This window comes from Paenibacillus sabuli (genome assembly GCF_014705605.1).
Taxonomy (GTDB): Bacteria; Bacillota; Bacilli; order Paenibacillales; family Paenibacillaceae; genus Paenibacillus_D; species Paenibacillus_D sabuli.
The window spans coordinates 30,629-47,105 of sequence record NZ_JACXIZ010000010.1; the positions used below are offsets into that span (position 1 = coordinate 30,629).

Consider the following 16,477-nt stretch of genomic DNA (forward strand, 5'->3'; position numbering starts at 1 on the left):
CCTAATGCCCCCTTCGCGTCTTGGCCCATTCCATCAACAACAGCAGCGCAATGGATACTGCCGCCAGCACGAGCGCCACCGCATTCGCGGCCAATAAATTAAAATTCTCCACATCCTGATACACCAGCGTCGTCGCCGTCTGCGTCTTGTTCATGATGTTGCCGGAGACGATCAGCACCGCGCCGAATTCGCCCATCGAGCGGGCCACTGTCAGCACGACGCCATAGATTACGCCCCAACGAATCGACGGCCAGGTCACCTGCCAGAAGGTGTACCACGAGTAGGCGCCGAGCGTCGAAGCCGCTTCTTCCTGCTGGGTGCCCAACTCCTGCAGCACGGGCAGCACCTCGCGCACCATCAGCGGGAAGGTGATGAACAGCGTCGCCAATACCATCGCGGGCAAGGCGTAGACGATCTCGATGCCGAGACTGCCGAAAAAAGCGCCGAGCACGCTCTGCGGGCCGAGCAGCAGCACGATCATCAAGCCGCCGATGACCGGCGATACGGCGAACGGCAGATCGACCAAGCTGTTGACCAGCCGCCTGAGCCGATCGCCGAGCCAGCTCGCGCGCGCGAGATAGATCGCCAGCATGACGCCGAACAGGGTATTGAGCACCGTGACGATCAGCACGATCAGACCGGTCATGCCGAGCGCATGCAGCGCATGCGGGCGCAAGATCGCCGCGCTCAGACCGCCCCAGCCCTCGGCCCAGGCGCCGACAGCAATCCGGGCCAGCGGGATGACGATCAAGAGGCCGAAGACCGCATATGTCAATCCGATCCACAATCTCCTCACAGGCGCCGCCTCCTTGACGTGACAGCATTGACAGTCCACAGGATGAGCAGCGAGAGCGTCAGCAGCAGCACGGAGACAGCGGCCGCGCCCTGCGGATTGTCGCTCTCCACCTCGCCGAAGATGTAGACGGAGGCGACGAGCGTCCGTCCGGGGATATTGCCCGCGATCAGCACGACCGCGCCGAACTCCGCCAGCGCGCGCGAGAAGGCCAGCATCGCCCCGCCGATGATGCCGGGCAGCATGGAGGGGAGAACGACCTGCAGGAAGGTCCTCGCCTTGGAAGCGCCCAGCGTATACGCAGCCTCCTCCTCGGAGGCGTCCAGCTCCTCCAGCAGCGGCTGGACCGCCCGAATGACGAACGGGAACGTGACGAACATCATCGCCAGCACGATCGCCGGCTCATGGAACAAAATCTCCACTCCGATCGACGCCGCCGCCTCGCCGACCAGGCTGCCCGGACCGAGCAGCAGCAGGATCATCAGCCCGCCGACTGCGGTCGGCAGCGCGAACGGCAGATCGACGAGACTGTTGAGCAGCCGCCTGCCGGGGAAGCGGTAGCGAATGAGCACCCAGCCGATCATCGTGCCGAGCAGCACATTGATGAGCGTGGCGAACACCGCTAGCTTCAGCGTCAGCAGCACCGCCTGCCAGGCGAGCGGATCGATGATGCTGGTCCAAAAAAAGGACCATCCCCGCGAGAAGGCCTGCGTGTAAATGCCGAGCATCGGCAACAGGATGAGTACGACAAAATACAGCATGACGGCGCTTCGGAAACCGAAGCTCCACCAGCGGCTGCGCAACCTCATGTTCAATACAAACCCTCCCGCCTTCGGTTATCCGATCAGCCTGCAAGATACAAACGACATAATAAAATAATCTAATAACCAAACTGGCTAACCATTCTAACGGTCTTGTAATCTAACTGACCACTAATTCTGACTGCCTACCCTTCTACTTTTTGCTCAATTTTTATAATTCCTATTTATTTACTTGGCTTTTAACACTTTAGCAGATGTGCCGCGTTTCCGTCAATCCCTTCTCATCAACATTTTTGATGACTTCCATTTCTTTTACTAATAAATGTGAAGCGGGCTTGTCCTGTGCACGGCGAAAGCGCCGCCCGAGTCAATTTTAGGCTTGTGAATCCAGGATGAAATCGAAGGGATACGGCATGGGAGAAGGTAGACGCGTGTGGCGGCATTAGAACGAGATAGTATCGTTATTGCGTGGGCAGGAGGGGCGGCGTGGCGACGCCTCTTGCGCGGTTGCGGCCATAAGGCGAAAAATCGGCCTGGTGCACGATGAGCGCGAGCGAATCACGGTACTCAAGGGGCGGCGCCATGACTCGGGCTCTAACGGACACCAGAGGCGCTTAGAGGCAGATTTCGTCCATTCGCCCAACGTAACGGTCATGAGCGACGCTTAGAAGCATAAAAGCAGCACAATTCCGCTGCTTTCGTGCGCTAAGCGTCGCTGGTGTCCGTTACAATTTTAATCGGTTCGTTCCGAGACGCTAAGCGGCGCTGATGACCGTTAGAGCCTGGAGCATAAGAGAACGTGCACAGTGACCCGGCCTACAAGGCAAACAAGCCTCCCGTCTCAAGCTCGCGCAAAGGTGCGCGGCTCGTTGCAGGAGGCTAAAGCAAGGCGATATGCCCTTCAAGCAAGGCTACCCTGAAGCAGTACGTCGTCCAAGCAAGACGCCCGAAGCTATACCGCCCTCGACGAACGAGACGGGCCGCCGGACTCGATCACCACATAACCGACATACAGCGCAATCGCGCCGACGGCAAAATGCAGCACATTCTCGGCCAGCCCCGCCGGCATCAGCCCTAGCGTATCCCTGGTCAGCACGCCCAGCACGGCCAGCGTCAGGAAGACGATGCCGAGCACCTGAGCGAACCGGTAGGCGTAGCCCACGTACGAAGAGGCAAGCAGACCGAGCACGCCCGCCACGAGGTGAATCACATTTTGGGGCGTATTCAGGTGAAACAGTCCGAACAGATTTGAATAAAAGAAACCGAGAATGCCGAGAAACAAAAACACGATGCCGACGAGCGCCGCGAACCGCCTTGCCGCCATAGCCGTACCCCCTCCGCATAAGTGCGCACGTGATACGGACAATCGCCGCAGGCAGGACGCTGGCCAGCGGCCCCTGCGTCGTTTTGCCTGCGGCGGGGAGACGCCCGCCAAGAGGCGCGCTTCCTGTCCGCTCCGAAGCGAGCCCGGTTGGCCTCAACCGATGCCAGGTCCGCTTCCGCCTTGCTACACCCTATGCAAAAAAAAGGGCAAACATGCTTATTCGCCGGCGGTGCAGTATCGCGCTTCGCCCGTCTCCACGGTCGCCTGTCCCTGCGTCAGGTCGGTGATCCAGGCCGCAAAGCGCTCCGCGTCCGGCGCCTCGGGCAGGCAGACCACTCGCACCTTGTCCGAGAAGGCAGTGTCGCCGAGCCGCACGCCGCGGCTGCGCAGCTCATGCTCCAGCTTGCCGTACCAGTGATAGTCCGTCTCCACGATCACCTCGCGGTGCAGCACCTGCACGATCTCCTCGCCCGCCTCGATCGCCGCGACCGCGCCGTCCGTATAGGCGCGGATCAGCCCGCCGGCGCCGAGCATGATGCCGCCGAAGTAGCGGGTCACGACGATGGCCGCGTTCTTCAGCCCGCGATTCTTCATCACCTCGAGGATCGGCTTGCCCGCCGTGCCGCTCGGCTCGCCGTCGTCGGACTGCTTCTGGATCTCGTCCCGCTCGCCGATCAGATACGCCGAGCAGTTATGCGTCGCGTCCCAGTGCTTCTTTTTGATCGTCTCGACGAAGGCCGCCGCCTCCTCCTCCGACTGCACCGGCTGGGCGTAGCCGATGAAGCGGGACTTGCGGATGACGATCTCCTGATGGCCCGGGCCGCGTATCGTCGTGTAGCGCTCCAGCATGGCGATGCCTGGATACGGTGCGGACGCCGCCCTACAGGCGCGCTTCCAGCTCCGCCTTCTCCTTCTCGAAGCCCGGCTTGCCCAGCAGCGCGAACATGTTCTTCTTGTACGCCTCGACGCCCGGCTGGTCGAACGGGTTGACGCCCAGCAGGTAGCCGCTGATGCCGCACGCCTTCTCGAAGAAGTAGACCATATAGCCGAACGTATACGGCGTCAGGTCGGCGATGTTGACGATCAGGTTCGGCACGTTGCCGTCCGTATGCGCCAGCAGCGTCCCCTCGAACGCCTTCTTGTTGACGAAGTCCATCGTCTTGCCGGAGAGGAAGTTGAGCCCGTCCAGATTGTCCGCGTCGGTGCCGATCGTGATCTGCTCGGTCACCTCGCCGACCTGAATGACCGTCTCGAACAGGTTGCGCGTGCCCTCCTGGATGAATTGGCCCATCGAGTGCAAGTCGGTTGAGAAGTCGACGGCCGCCGGGTAGATGCCTTTGTTGTCCTTGCCTTCGCTCTCGCCGTACAGTTGTTTCCACCACTCCGAGACAAAATGCAGCGACGGCTCGTAATTGACGAGGATTTCGGTCGCCTTGCCCTTGCGGTAGAGCGCGTTTCGCACGGCGGCGTACTGATAGCTCTCGTTCTCCGACAGCTTCGGATTGCTGTAGGCCTCGGCTGCGTCGGCCGCGCCTTGCATGATCGCATCGATGTCGACGCCGGCGGCGGCGATCGGCAGCAGGCCGACAGCGGTCAGGACCGAGTAGCGTCCGCCTACGTCGTCGGGGATGATGAACGATTCATAGCCTTCCTCGGTCGCCAGCTTCTTGAGCGCGCCCTTCTCGCGGTCGGTCGTGGCATAGATGCGGCTGCGCGCCTCTTCCTTGCCGTATTTTTTCTCCAGCGCCTCGCGGAAGATGCGGAAGGCGATCGCCGGTTCCGTCGTCGTGCCGGATTTGGAGATGACGTTGATCGACCAGTTTTTGCCTTCGAGCGCCTGCAGCAGATGGGTCACATAGGTCGAGCTGATGTTGTTGCCGGCAAAGAAAATTTGCGGCGTCTTGCGCTGCTCGCCGGGCAGTACATTATAGAAGGAATGGGTCAGCATCTCGATCGCGGCGCGCGCGCCCAGGTACGAGCCGCCGATCCCGATGACGATCAGCGCGTCCGAGTCGGATTTGATTTTGTCCGCCGCTTGCTTGATGCGGGCGAACTCCTCCTTGTCGTAATGGGTGGGCAGATCGATCCAGCCGAGATAGTCCGAGCCGGCGCCGCTGCCGTTATGTAACTGGTCGTGTGCGAGTGCGACCGCCGCTTCCAGGTAGTCCAGCTCCTGCTGCCCGACGAACGGGAGCGCCTTGCTGTAGTCGAATGTTACCGTCTTGCTCAAATGAATCAGCCTCCTTAAGTTGTACACGTGCACTAGAATAAGAATAATGGATTTCCTACTCGAACACAAGGAATTGAGGCGTTGTCCGGCAGACGAGCCGGACAACGCGACACGGCAAGCCGTCCTTTGGCGGCGCAGCGCGCAGCGTGCCGAGAATTTGAAACAAGCGATCCCCGCCCGCACCGGACGAGGATCGCGTCATAGCCCTTATTCGCTCAGATACGAGCAGCAGTAATCCGTGACAGTCGTCACCTTGAGCTTGAACTTAACGTTCGCCGGCACGATGAATTCGCCCTTGCCCGAGATCGCCAGCCACTCCGATTCGCCGGGCAGCAGCACCTCCAGCACGCCGGACTGAATCTCCATCAGCTCCTTCGTATCCGTGCCGAATTCGTACTCCCCCGGCAGCATGATGCCGAGCGTCTTGCGCGTGCCGTCGCCGAATACGACGACCCGGCTCGTCACTTTGCCGTCAAAATAAACATTCGCCTCGCGCAGTACCGTCACATTGTCGAATTGTCCCATAAACACTTGATCTCCTCTCGATTGTAGGGGCGCCGCTCCATGAAAAACCGGCCAACGGGCTTCGTCCCGTTGGCCGGCGCAATGGGGCTGCAGGCAGCCGCTCTTAGAGCAGCGCCTTCACCTTGCTGACGACGTTCTCCACCGTGAAGCCATACTCCGCAACGACGCGGTCGCCCTTGGCCGACGCGCCGAACGTGGAGATGCCGAGAATGTCGCCTTGGTCGCCGACGTAGCGCTCCCAGCCGAACGGCGAAGCCATCTCCACCGCCAGACGCGCCTTGACGTCCGGCAGGAGGACGGAGTCTTTGTAGTCCTTGGACTGGCGCTCGAACAGATCCCAGCTCGGCATGCTGATGACACGCACCGCGATGCCTTCCTTGGCCAGCTCTTGCTGCGCCGCCACTGCCAGCTGCACCTCGGAGCCCGTCGCGAGGATCTGCGCTTGCGGCTTGCCGCCCTCGGCGTCAGCCACGACGTACGCGCCGCGTGCGATGCCTTCACGCGCCCGCTCAGCCGTGCCCGCGAGCACCGGCAGATTCTGCCGCGTCAGCACGAGCGCCACCGGATTGCTCTTATTCGCAATTGCATACGCCCAGGCCGCGGACGTCTCGTTGGCGTCGGCGGGGCGGATGACCGTCAGGTCCGGAATGACGCGGATCGACGCGAGCTGCTCGATCGGCTCATGCGTCGGGCCGTCTTCGCCGACCGCGATGCTGTCATGGGTCAGCACGTAGACGACCGGAAGCTTCTGGATCGCCGACAGCCGCACTGCCGGACGCAGATAGTCCGTGAAGACGAAGAACGTGCCGCCATAGACGCGCAGACCGCCGTGCAGCATGATGCCGTTCATCGCCGCCGCCATGCCGAACTCGCGCACGCCGAAGTAGAGGTTGCGGCCGCTGTAGTCCTTGGACGTCAGCTGCGGCAGGTCCTTGAGATGGGTCATCGTCGAGCTCTCCAGGTCGGCCGAGCCGCCGAGCAGCGTCGGCAGGTTCGGCGCCAGTCCGTTCAGCGCGTTGCCCGATGCGACACGCGTGGAGAGCGCCTTGTCCTCCGGCTTGTAGACCGGCAGATCGCGGTCCCAGCCCTCGGGCAACTCGCCTGCGACAGCGGCCGCGAATTGCGCGCCCAGCTCCGGATAGTCCTTCGTATACGCGGTGACCAGCTCGTCCCACTTGGCATTGGCAGCCTCGCCCGCCGACTTGACGTCAGCGAAGTGCGCGCGCACCTCGTCCGGCACGAAGAACGCCTCTTCTTCCCACTTGTAGAATTCCTTGGTCAGCTTCGCTTCTTCCTCGCCGAGCGGGGAGCCGTGCGGTCCGGCGTGGCCGCCCTTGCCGCCCTTGTTCGGGCTGCCGTAGCCGATGACCGTCTTGACCTCGATCAGCGTCGGGCGATCCGTATTCTGCTGCGCTTCGGCGATTGCCGCGGCCAGCGCCTTCAGATCGTTGCCGTCCTCCACGCGCAGCACCTGCCAATTGTAGCCCTCAAAGCGCTTTTGCACATTCTCCGAGAACGACAGGTTCAGCTCGCCGTCGAGCGAGATGTCATTGGAATCGTACAGCAGGATCAGCTTACCCAGCTTGAGATGACCGGCCAGCGAAGCCGCCTCGCTGGAGATGCCCTCCATCAAGTCGCCGTCGCCGCAGATCGAGTACGTATAATGATCGATGATGGAATAGTTCTCTTTATTGTATGTTGCGCCCAGATGCGCCTCTGCCATCGCCATGCCCACCGCCATGCCGAAGCCCTGACCGAGCGGGCCGGTCGTCGCGTCGACCCCTGCCGTGTGGCCGAATTCGGGATGGCCCGGCGTCAGCGAGCCCCACTGACGGAAGTTTTTGAGCTCCTCCAGCGGCAGATCGTAGCCGGACAGATGCAGCAGGCTGTAGAGCAGCATCGAGCCGTGTCCCGCGGAGAGCACGAAGCGGTCGCGGTTGATCCACGACGGGTTCGACGGATTATGGTTCATCGCTTTGGCGAACAGTTGGTAGCCCATCGGAGCGGCGCCCATAGGCATGCCGGGATGGCCGGATTTCGCTTTTTCGATCGCATCGATCGCCAGCGTCCGGATGGTGTCGATCGAGAGCTGATCGACGGATTTTTGTGTGACTGTCATAACGTGTACATCCTCCCATTCCTCTTTTCGTAAAACGAAACCCTTCTCTATCTCGAGCTTGCGGTCGATTTGTCTGTATCGTTGACCGCACTGGTTCAGATTGGCGCGCATGCTTTCGCAGATTGACGCCAACGCCTTCGCAAGTGGCTTTGAAATATTGTACCATTAGCGTTCCCGCATTTCCATACAAAATGTACAATCCTGGCGCAACGCAGCGCCCAGGCACGCGTAATACTGCTTAGCTCGACTGCAATTGACACCCGCGCGTCCATCCTTTGCCTCGGCTCGACAGGGGCTCGTGAAAAAGCGGTAGAAGGACCGCGAAAAAAAGGGTAAAATAAACCATAACAACGCGCTTGCGCGATCGCCGGACAAGCCTGGATGCTTTCGGCGCTTCGCATAAGCCCAGGGGGGATGACCGATGCCCAGCCAATCCACGCCGTACAAGCGTCGCCGCATGCACGCGCATGCATGCGTCCGCCTAGGCTTGGCGCTGCTGCTGACGGCCGCCATTGCGGCGGGCGGCGCGGCGGAGCGAGCGCATGCCGGCTTGTTCGACCGTATGAAGGACATCTATACCGCACCGGACAAGCTCGACGAGGTCCGCGAAGAATACGATAGCCTGACCGAGACGCTGCAGGAGCAGAACGAGAAGCTGCAGCAGACGCAGCAGAACGCGCTCGACGCCGCCGCCCGCTTCGAGGAGCAGCAGCGCGCGTACGAGGAGCAGCAGCGGCAATGGGAGACTGCCAGCCAGTCGTATCAGGATCAGAATGCGCTGCTCGCCGAGCGCAACCGCGAGCTGACCGCGCGCCTCGAGCTGCTCGAGCAGGAGCGTCAGGAGCGCAATGCTCTGCTGCGCAAGGCCCTGACGGTCGGCGCTGCGATCATCGGCGTAATCCTGCTGTACTTCATCGCGATGCGGGTGCTCCGCATCACGATCTGGCGGCGCGAGCGGAGGATCTGAGGCGTTTATTTCGAGCTTACCTGCTACTGGCGCATAAGAGATCTGATCGTACACACTCCATCGCTTGCGAAGAGGCCTGCGTTCTCATCGCGTGTGTGAGGGGCCACGTTCGCCTCTATCTCGCCTGCAGGGTATCCGAGCCTTACACCATTTTCCGAGCGTTACACTCTAAGAGGAGGCGGCGCCGTGCGCATCGACCATGACCCACAACCGCAGAACGGCTGCGTCAGAGCCACGCTGGAGGATGCGGACAAGCTGCACGTGCTGCATCCCGGACAGATCATCGCCTACAAGGGCAAGCCGTCCGGCCGCGAGGACCGCTTCATGGACATCGCCGGCATGTACCGCAAGCGCAAATGGATCCGTTCGCGCATTGCCGGCCCGGCCGAGCTGCTGCTCGGCATGCCGCCCGGCTGCCGCCTGCATACGCTGCAGCTCGAAGCGCAGAGCGACCTGCTGTTCGATCTGCGCAACGTGCTGTTTTTTACCGACGGGATGACGATGAAGAACCGGCTCCAATCGTTCAAAAACGCCGTCATTACTAAAGAGCTCGTGCGCATGCGCTTCGCCGGACCGGGCCAGCTCGGCATCGTCACGACCGGCGAGATGACCGCTCTGGAGCTCGATCCGTCGATTCCGCTGTTCGTCGACGCTACTGCGCTGATCGCCTATCCCGAGAACGCCGCCATCAAGCTCAGCGTCTACGGCAATTCGCTGGCCAGCCAGCATATGCGCGTGCAATGGGAGCTGATCGGCAGCGGCCCGGTGCTTGTCCAGACCGGCTCGGCCGATGCCCAGCTCGAGAGCCAGGTGCGGCAGGATGGCCTGCTCCGCCGCACCCTGCGCGAGGTGCTGCCGTTCGGCGGGGTATTCATCAAGTAAGGTGCACTGTCAAGCGACACTCTGCCATCAAGCTCACTCCCAACTACTAGGCCATCCATCGCAGGCTCGCAACCTGCCGTTCGGACGAACTGTCGTGCTGGCGTGATGGCTTGTTGGCTTGTGCTCAACCATCAAAGTAAAATACACCGGTTCAATCGCGCAGTTCTGGCAGGAACTTGATGTTTGGATGTAGAGAGTTATAGGCGTAGGACATCATCTTCCGTACAGAGGACCTTCGGGGCTTTCCCTGAAGGTCCTCTGTACAGTTGGCAGAGCAAGTATGGTAAGGCGATGGCGGCTGCAGACACGCAGGGGGGCAATGGCGAGCCTGCAGCCGACATTTTGGCGGCTGCAGACACGCAGGGGGGCAATGGCAGGCCTGGAACCGCCATTTTGGCGGTTGCAGACACGCAGGGGGCAATGGCAGGCCTGTAGCCGACATTTTGGCGGCTGCAGGCACACAGGCGGGCAATGGCAGGCCTGCAGCCGACATTTTGGCGGCTGCAGACACGCAGGTGGGCAATGGCAGGCCTGTAACCGCCATTTTGGCGGTTGCAGACGTGCAGGTGGGCAATGGCGGCCCTGTAACCGCCATTTTGGCGGCTGCAGACACACAGGGGGGCAATGGCGTGTCTGCAGCCGACATTTTGGCGGTTGCAGACACACAGGTGGGCAATGGCGAGCCTGTAACCGACATTTTGGCGGTTGCAGGCACACAGGCGGGCAATGGCAGGCCTGTAGCCGACATTTTGGCGGCTGCAGACACGCAGGCGGGCAATGGCGAGCCTGTAACCGACATTTTGGCGGCTGCAGACACGCAGGTGGGCAATGGCGAGCCTGTAACCGACATTTTGGCGGCTGCAGGCACACAGGCGGGCAATGGCAGGCCTGCAGCCGACATTTTGGCGGCTGCAGGCCACACAGGCGGGCAATGGCGAGCCTGTAACCGACATTTTGGCGGCTGCAGACACGCAGGGGGGCAATGGCGGGCCTGCAGCCGTCATTTTGGCGGCTGCAGGCACACAGGCGGGCAATGGCAGGCCTGTAGCCGACATTTTGGCGGCTGCAGACACGCAGGGGGGCAATGGCAGGCCTGTAACCGCCATTTTGGCGGTTGCAGACGTGCAGGTGGGCAATGGCGGCCCTGTAACCGCCATTTTGGCGGCTGCAGACACACAGGTGGGCAATGGCGAGCCTGCAGCCGCCATTTTGGCGGTTGCAGACACGCAGGTGGGCAATGGCGAGCCTGCAGCCGACATTTTGGCGGTTGCAGACACGCAGGTGGGCAATGGCGAGCCTGTAACCGCCATTTTGGCGGCTGCAGACACGCAGGTGGGCAAAGGCAGGCCTGTAGCCGCCATTTTGGCGGTTGCAGACACGCAGGTGGGCAATGGCGAGCCTGTAACCGCCATTTTGGCGGCTGCAGACACGCAGGTGGGCGGAGGCGAGCGATTGGCCGGGGGCAACACCGCAGTTCCTCCGTCCGCCCCCGGCTTATTTCAGTTGGTCGCCCCCATGTCCCTCGCCGCCGCCGCAGGCCAACGGGGCACCACCCGGCGTGCCCTGCCATCGCCTAGTGCCGGCAATGCAACAAAAACAGGGGCTTCATCGTGCAGCGATCCGCCCACTGCATGAAGCCCCCATTCCGATCACCTCTGCGCCCCGCACCTCCGCGCCTCCGCCTATTCGTACGCGTTGCCTCAATCGCTGCGCCGCGCCACTCGCCGATAACGCAGCACGACCAGCACGGCCGCGACCAGCACGACGCCGAGCACGAGCACCGCGCCGACGACGATGCCGATCCCGGCAGCGCGCTCGGGCGCGGTGCTGAGCGGGATCGGCTCGCCGAGCGCCTGCTCGGCCTCGAGGCTCGCCAGTCCGGTATTGCCGCAGAGCAGCGGCTCGGTGCGCCCGTCCATATTGCTCGCGAAGACCAGGTACTCGCCGCCCGTGTCGAACATCACCCAGTCGCTGGCCGACAAGGTCACGACCCGCCCGGCGGTGCCCTTCCACAAGCGGGCGACGTCGAAGTGCACACGGTCCGCATCCTGCTTCGTCACCGTCCCCTTGAAGACGAGCTCGGCATACCCGAGCTCGCGCTCCGGCGCAGGCGGCGGCGCGCAGTCCAGCGCGTAGGCCGTCGGCGCTGCGGCCGCCCCCGCGAGCAGCAGCGTCACGATCAGCGCCATGGCGGACCGTTTAACTATCTTGCTTGTCATCCGCATGGCTCTTCCTCCATCCTCATGCCTGCTCCGCGCACCTGATACGCCCGGCTATCCGCGCATCTCATGCGCGCGAGCACATCACACGCACCACGCGAGCACATCACACGCACAATTTAGTTGAAGACGACCGTCTTGTTGCGGTGCACGAGCACGCGGTCCTCGATATGCCACTTGACGGCACGCGCCAGCACGACGCGCTCGATCGTGCGCCCGATCCGCTTGAGGCTGTCGACGTCGTCGCGATGGCTGACGCGCTGCACGTCCTGCTCGATGATCGGTCCGCCGTCGAGCTCCTCGGTGACATAGTGCGCCGTGGCGCCGATGATCTTGACGCCGCGCGTGTAGGCCTGGGCGTACGGCTTGCCGCCGACGAACGCCGGCAGGAACGAATGATGGATGTTGATGATCCGGTTCGGATAATGCTCGATGAAGGCCGGCGGAATAATCTGCATATAGCGCGCCAGCACGATCAGATCGGCTTTGTCCGCGACGAGCTCCATGTGCTTCCTCTGGGCCTCGGCCTTGGTCTCCGGCGTCACCGGGACATGATAATAAGGGATGCCGAACGATTCCACCAGCGGCCGCATCGCCTCATGATTGCTGACGACCATCGCGATCTCCGCGTCGAGGTCGCCCGCCTGCCACTGCCACAGCAGCTCCAGCAGACAATGGTCCTCCTTGGAGACGAAGATCGCGAGCCGCTTGCGACGGCTGGCGCGAAAGGTGCTCCACTTCATGTCGAAGCGATCGGCCACGCGATTGAAATCCTCCTGCAGCACCGGCAGCTCGCGCTCCAGATCGGTCAGGTCGAATTCGAAGCGAATGAAAAACATGCCGCCGACCGGGTCCATCGTATACTGATCGGACTGCACGATGTTGGCGCCGTGCTCATGCAGGAAGTGCGACACTGCGGCGACGATGCCGGAGCGGTCCGGGCATGAGATCAGCATGCGGGCGCGATTTTTTTTCTCCCCGGGTGGGGCCTGTCTGGGATGATGCTGGTACGACTCGGATTGCGTCATTGCGAATGTACTTCCTTCCCCATAGTGTTGTGTTCCTAGAAGTGTAGTGAAAAAGTAGAGCCGCCGGTCCAAAATGCGTTTCCGACCGCCGTTCCTTCCCGATTTCTTGATATTGAGTTTTCTCAAAGGAAGAAATCGGGAAGCAAGATGGCGGACGCTCAAACGTTCTGTAAGAACGTACTTCGGAAGCTATGCTTTTCTCCAACGCAATTTTGGCCACTCTGGCACTTTTTCACCACTCTTCTAAGCATTCACCAGCAGTTGCTTGCCGGCCAGCCAGCCGGTGATACGCTGATTGAGCTCCTCCTCCGTCAGATCGGGCAGCGCCTGGTGCTCCACCGCCAGATCGTAGAGCCGCTCCATCGGCTCGCGCGGATCGGCCTTTTTGGCCTTGGCGTCGGTCTTGAGCGTCTCCCACGTGCCGAGCACGTACGTGCGCGGGTCGAGCTCATGCTTGCTATAGAAGTGATGCAGGCGCTCCAGGTGGTCGAAGAAGCCTTCGCCCAAGCGCTCCATCGCGTCGCCGCGCAGCAGCGCGATCTCGACCTCATACATCGGCCGGGATTGCTTGCTGTCCTTGCCGATCCACGGTGTCTCCAGGATGAACGGCCGGCCGGCGAGCCCCTCGTGATCGACGACGCGCTTGATCGCCTCGTAGCCGAGATAGCCGGAGCCGACCGGCGTGTGACGGTCCTTGCCCGCGCCGCGCGGGTTCTTGGTGTCGTTGAGATGGACGACCGCGACCCGGTCCAGCCCGACGATACGGTCGAACTGCTCCAGTACGCCGTCGAGATCGCCCGCCAGATCGTAGCCCGCGTCATGCATATGGCACGTATCCATGCAGATCGTCAGGCGGTCGTTTTCCTGCACCTTGTCGATGATCGCCGCCAGCTCCTCAAAGCTGCGCCCGATCTCCGTGCCCTTGCCGGCCATCGTCTCCAGCGCGATGTTGACCTCGGTCTCGCTCGTTCCGCTCAGCACCTCGTTCAGCCCTTCGGCGATGCGGGCGATGCCGTATTCGGCATCCTTGTCGGTATAGGCGCCGGGATGCAGCACGATATTGCGCACGCCGATCGCGTGCGTACGCCGGATCTCGTCCTGCAGGAAGCGCACTGCCAGGTCGTACGTATTGTCCTTGTAGGAGCCCAGATTGATAATATACGGCGCGTGCACGACGATCTCGTCGATGCCCGCGACGCCCATGGCCTCCTTGCCTTCTTCGATATATAACTCCTCGATCGGCTTGCGCCGCGTGTTCTGCGGGGCGCCGGTATAGATCATGAATGAGCTGGAGCCGTAGGACCGCGCCTCCTGCGTGGCTGTCAACAGGCCTTTATTCGAAAATGATACGTGCGAACCGATTTTTAGCATGAGCTGCAATCGCTCCTCTCCATAATTACGGGACCCGTCATGAATTGCGGTCTCGCCATGCGGGCATACTTGCCTTCTATTCTACAGGGAATATCGAAATAAATCTACGAATGCGCTATAATTCATAGTGAGGTGAACGAAAATGAAAGCTGCATCGGACGAGTTTATGTTTTTCATTATATTCTGGGGGATTGTGTTGGTCGGCTTGATGGCGATCGGCGGGTTTTTTATGTTCCGCAAATTCCTGAAGGTGCTGCCCAAACGCGACGGCAAATCCAAGCTCGACTGGCAAAATTACTGGGTCGAGCGGAGCCGTCCGATGTGGACCGAAGAGAGCAAGGCCTTGCTCGACGAGCTCGTCTCTCCCGTCCCCGGCGCCTTCCGCGACATCGCCAAGCACACGATCGCCGCCAAAATCGGCGAAATCGCCGTCGAAAGCGGAGAGCCGCACGTGACGCGCGCGCACTGCATCGAGGGGTATATCCGTGCGACACCGCGGCGCGATTATCGCAGCTTGGTCAGCTTCCTGGAGAAAAAACAGATCGATTATACGCCGTATAAGCATCTGCTCAATCGCTGAACGCAGGCGTCGGCGCGAGCGCCAAGATCGGATTCGACTGAAACCTTCGGGGGTATAGTTTCGTTATACCGTGCAGGAGGTGGTCGAATATGACCCTATCAACCCAGTCCAAGTCATCCAAAGCCAAAGTCAAATCCTGTGCAGCCGCCCTCGCGCTCGCGCTCGCCGTCACCGCATCGATGACCGCATGTGCCAACGACGGAAACGAAACGGCGCCGCAAACGGGCGGCAACGATACGAATATAACGAATCCGGCCAACGGCGAAGGCAGCGGCAACGACGCGCCAACCAACACGCCGGAGCCGGATTCGGGCGCGAACAACGAGAACGGCGCAGGCCAAAACGGCGACGCCGGTCCAAGCGACGATCAGTCCGGCGAGACTGGCGGCGGCGAGGAGCCGACCAACGGAGACGGCGAATCACCTGGCGAAGGCACGCCTTCGGAGACGGATGGCACGCCGATCATCGCTGCCGGCACCTACAGCGGGCTGGTGGACGGCCATACCGTCGAGATCGTGACGCCTGAGGGGCCGACTGCCTTTCAATACGGCGACGAGCTCGCCGACACGCTCGGCGAGCTGGCGCAGGACGATCCCGTGGCCATCACCTATACCGAAAAAGAAGTGCAAGCCGGGGACGAAACCGTCACGCAGCTCTGGCTGACCGCGATCGAAAAGACGGAATAAACCGATACGAGGTGAACCTATGCGAGTAGCGGTAACCGGCGGCTCCGGCTTCGTCGGCGGCGCGCTCGTCAGCGCATTGCTGGCGCGCGGCGACGAGGTCTGGATCGTGACGCGTTCGACCGGACATGTCGAGCGCAGCGATCCCAAGCTGCATGTCATTACGTGGGAGGACATGGCGGCCAAGCCCGAGCGGCTCGAAGGCGTGCAGGCGGTGGTCAATCTGGCGGGCGAGTCAATCGACCAGCGCTGGACCTCCGAGTCCAAGGAGCGGATCGTCAAGTCGCGCACGGACGCGGCCGATCGCGTCGCGCGTCTGGTGCGCGCCTTGCAGCGCGGCCCCGAAGTCGTCGTCAATGCATCGGGCATCTCCTATTACGGCACCTCGGAGACCGCGCGCTTCGACGAGTCGAGCCCGCAGCGCATCACCGACTTCCTCTCCTCCGTCGTGGACAAGTGGGAAAAAGCCGCCGAGGAGATCCCCGTGCCGCGTCTGGTCAAGCTGCGGGTCGGCGTCGTGCTGGACAGCGAGGGCGGCGCCTTCCCGAAGATGGCTATGCCCTATCGCCTCTTCGGCGGCGGCCCGGTCGGCAGCGGACGGCAGTGGCTGCCGTGGATCCACCTGGAGGATATCGTGCGGCTGATCCTGTTCTGCATCGACAATCCTGCCATCGAAGGTCCGGTCAACGCTTCTGCGCCGGAGCCGGTCACCAACGACCGCTTCGGACGGGCGATCGCGCGCGCCATGAGGCGGCCGCACTGGTTCCCCGTGCCGGCCTTCCTCATGAAGGCGCTGTTCGGCGAGATGTCGGTCGTGCTGCTGGACGGTCAGCATGCGGTGCCGCGCCGGGCGCTGGACGCGGGCTTCGCCTTCCGCTACCCTGACATCGACACAGCCATGCAAGAGCTGGTCGGCGGCTAAGTCGGCGCCGGTGGCAATCGCGGCCCGGGCCTCCGAACAATCGGAGCCCGGGCCTCCGTCTGTCCGCACGCCC

At 62.0% G+C, this 16,477-nt stretch carries 16 protein-coding genes; 6 read left to right on the forward strand and 10 right to left on the reverse strand.

Going from position 1 to position 16,477, the window contains the following annotated elements; genetic code table 11:
• Position 1: 1 nt before the first annotated feature.
• From IDH44_RS03715 to tkt, 7 genes are all read right to left on the reverse strand, one after another.
• Entirely contained in the window at positions 2–796 is a 795-nt protein-coding gene (locus IDH44_RS03715; RefSeq protein ID WP_190914828.1) for a sulfate ABC transporter permease subunit, read from the reverse strand.
• Positions 793–1,602, reverse strand: coding sequence for a sulfate ABC transporter permease subunit CysT (gene cysT, locus IDH44_RS03720; RefSeq protein ID WP_397326740.1), 810 nt, complete (start codon positions 1,600–1,602; stop codon positions 793–795). The genes IDH44_RS03715 and cysT overlap by 4 nt, the downstream gene beginning before the upstream one ends.
• A 904-nt stretch (positions 1,603–2,506) precedes the next feature.
• Complete coding sequence (locus tag IDH44_RS03725) at positions 2,507–2,878, reverse strand: DUF4383 domain-containing protein (RefSeq protein WP_190914832.1); 372 nt, start codon at positions 2,876–2,878, stop codon at positions 2,507–2,509.
• A 216-nt stretch (positions 2,879–3,094) separates the two neighbouring features.
• Positions 3,095–3,727: a YigZ family protein gene (locus IDH44_RS03730; RefSeq protein WP_190914834.1), complete on the reverse strand. Its 633-nt coding sequence runs from the start codon at positions 3,725–3,727 to the stop codon at positions 3,095–3,097.
• 31 nt (positions 3,728–3,758) lie between these two features.
• Entirely contained in the window at positions 3,759–5,108 is a 1,350-nt protein-coding gene (locus tag IDH44_RS03735; protein WP_190914836.1) for a glucose-6-phosphate isomerase, read from the reverse strand.
• A 207-nt stretch (positions 5,109–5,315) separates the two neighbouring features.
• Complete coding sequence (ppnP, locus tag IDH44_RS03740) at positions 5,316–5,633, reverse strand: pyrimidine/purine nucleoside phosphorylase (RefSeq protein ID WP_190914838.1); 318 nt, start codon at positions 5,631–5,633, stop codon at positions 5,316–5,318.
• 103 nt (positions 5,634–5,736) lie between these two features.
• A complete protein-coding gene (tkt, locus tag IDH44_RS03745) occupies positions 5,737–7,752 on the reverse strand; it encodes a transketolase (RefSeq protein WP_190914840.1) in 2,016 nt (671 codons plus the stop codon).
• A 421-nt stretch (positions 7,753–8,173) separates the two neighbouring features.
• Between tkt and IDH44_RS03750 the strand changes: the two genes are divergently transcribed.
• The 3 genes from IDH44_RS03750 (at position 8,174) to IDH44_RS03760 (ending at position 11,236) form a co-directional block, all read left to right on the forward strand.
• Positions 8,174–8,719 (forward strand): hypothetical protein, encoded by a 546-nt coding sequence (locus tag IDH44_RS03750; protein ID WP_190914842.1) that lies wholly within the window; start codon positions 8,174–8,176, stop codon positions 8,717–8,719.
• 186 nt (positions 8,720–8,905) lie between these two features.
• A complete protein-coding gene (locus tag IDH44_RS03755) occupies positions 8,906–9,601 on the forward strand; it encodes an AIM24 family protein (protein WP_317890102.1) in 696 nt (231 codons plus the stop codon).
• 879 nt (positions 9,602–10,480) lie between these two features.
• Positions 10,481–11,236 (forward strand): hypothetical protein, encoded by a 756-nt coding sequence (locus IDH44_RS03760; protein ID WP_190914844.1) that lies wholly within the window; start codon positions 10,481–10,483, stop codon positions 11,234–11,236.
• Between the two features lie 65 nt (positions 11,237–11,301).
• Here the strand turns inward: IDH44_RS03760 and IDH44_RS03765 are convergent, their stop codons facing one another.
• The 3 genes from IDH44_RS03765 to IDH44_RS03775 all read right to left on the reverse strand — a co-directional run bounded on the left by IDH44_RS03765 (position 11,302) and on the right by IDH44_RS03775 (position 14,219).
• Positions 11,302–11,820, reverse strand: a complete 519-nt coding sequence (locus IDH44_RS03765) for a hypothetical protein (protein WP_190914846.1) — start codon at positions 11,818–11,820, stop codon at positions 11,302–11,304.
• Positions 11,821–11,939: 119 nt separating this feature from the next.
• Positions 11,940–12,848, reverse strand: coding sequence for a formyltetrahydrofolate deformylase (purU, locus tag IDH44_RS03770; protein ID WP_190914848.1), 909 nt, complete (start codon positions 12,846–12,848; stop codon positions 11,940–11,942).
• Between the two features lie 243 nt (positions 12,849–13,091).
• Complete coding sequence (locus IDH44_RS03775; protein WP_190914850.1) at positions 13,092–14,219, reverse strand: deoxyribonuclease IV; 1,128 nt, start codon at positions 14,217–14,219, stop codon at positions 13,092–13,094.
• 142 nt (positions 14,220–14,361) lie between these two features.
• Between IDH44_RS03775 and IDH44_RS03780 the strand changes: the two genes are divergently transcribed.
• The 3 genes from IDH44_RS03780 (at position 14,362) to IDH44_RS03790 (ending at position 16,404) form a co-directional block, all read left to right on the forward strand.
• Positions 14,362–14,799, forward strand: coding sequence for a DUF2621 domain-containing protein (locus tag IDH44_RS03780; RefSeq protein ID WP_190914852.1), 438 nt, complete (start codon positions 14,362–14,364; stop codon positions 14,797–14,799).
• Between the two features lie 89 nt (positions 14,800–14,888).
• Entirely contained in the window at positions 14,889–15,485 is a 597-nt protein-coding gene (locus IDH44_RS03785; RefSeq protein ID WP_190914854.1) for a hypothetical protein, read from the forward strand.
• 19 nt (positions 15,486–15,504) lie between these two features.
• On the forward strand, positions 15,505–16,404 hold the full coding sequence (locus IDH44_RS03790) for a TIGR01777 family oxidoreductase (protein WP_190914856.1): 900 nt from the start codon (positions 15,505–15,507) through the stop codon (positions 16,402–16,404).
• The last annotated feature ends 73 nt before the right edge of the window (positions 16,405–16,477 follow it).

Coding starts and splice junctions, on each gene's coding strand:
- cysT (WP_397326740.1), bottom strand. CDS start 1,602: ATGAGGTTGCGCAGCCGCTGGTGGAGCTTCGGTTTCCGAAGCGCCGTC.
- IDH44_RS03725 (WP_190914832.1), bottom strand. CDS start 2,878: ATGGCGGCAAGGCGGTTCGCGGCGCTCGTCGGCATCGTGTTTTTGTTT.
- IDH44_RS03730 (WP_190914834.1), bottom strand. CDS start 3,727: ATGCTGGAGCGCTACACGACGATACGCGGCCCGGGCCATCAGGAGATC.
- ppnP (WP_190914838.1), bottom strand. CDS start 5,633: ATGGGACAATTCGACAATGTGACGGTACTGCGCGAGGCGAATGTTTAT.
- tkt (WP_190914840.1), bottom strand. CDS start 7,752: ATGACAGTCACACAAAAATCCGTCGATCAGCTCTCGATCGACACCATC.
- IDH44_RS03750 (WP_190914842.1), top strand. CDS start 8,174: ATGCCCAGCCAATCCACGCCGTACAAGCGTCGCCGCATGCACGCGCAT.
- IDH44_RS03760 (WP_190914844.1), top strand. CDS start 10,481: ATGGCAGGCCTGCAGCCGACATTTTGGCGGCTGCAGGCCACACAGGCG.
- IDH44_RS03765 (WP_190914846.1), bottom strand. CDS start 11,820: ATGACAAGCAAGATAGTTAAACGGTCCGCCATGGCGCTGATCGTGACG.
- purU (WP_190914848.1), bottom strand. CDS start 12,848: ATGACGCAATCCGAGTCGTACCAGCATCATCCCAGACAGGCCCCACCC.
- IDH44_RS03775 (WP_190914850.1), bottom strand. CDS start 14,219: ATGCTAAAAATCGGTTCGCACGTATCATTTTCGAATAAAGGCCTGTTG.
- IDH44_RS03780 (WP_190914852.1), top strand. CDS start 14,362: ATGAAAGCTGCATCGGACGAGTTTATGTTTTTCATTATATTCTGGGGG.
- IDH44_RS03785 (WP_190914854.1), top strand. CDS start 14,889: ATGACCCTATCAACCCAGTCCAAGTCATCCAAAGCCAAAGTCAAATCC.
- IDH44_RS03790 (WP_190914856.1), top strand. CDS start 15,505: ATGCGAGTAGCGGTAACCGGCGGCTCCGGCTTCGTCGGCGGCGCGCTC.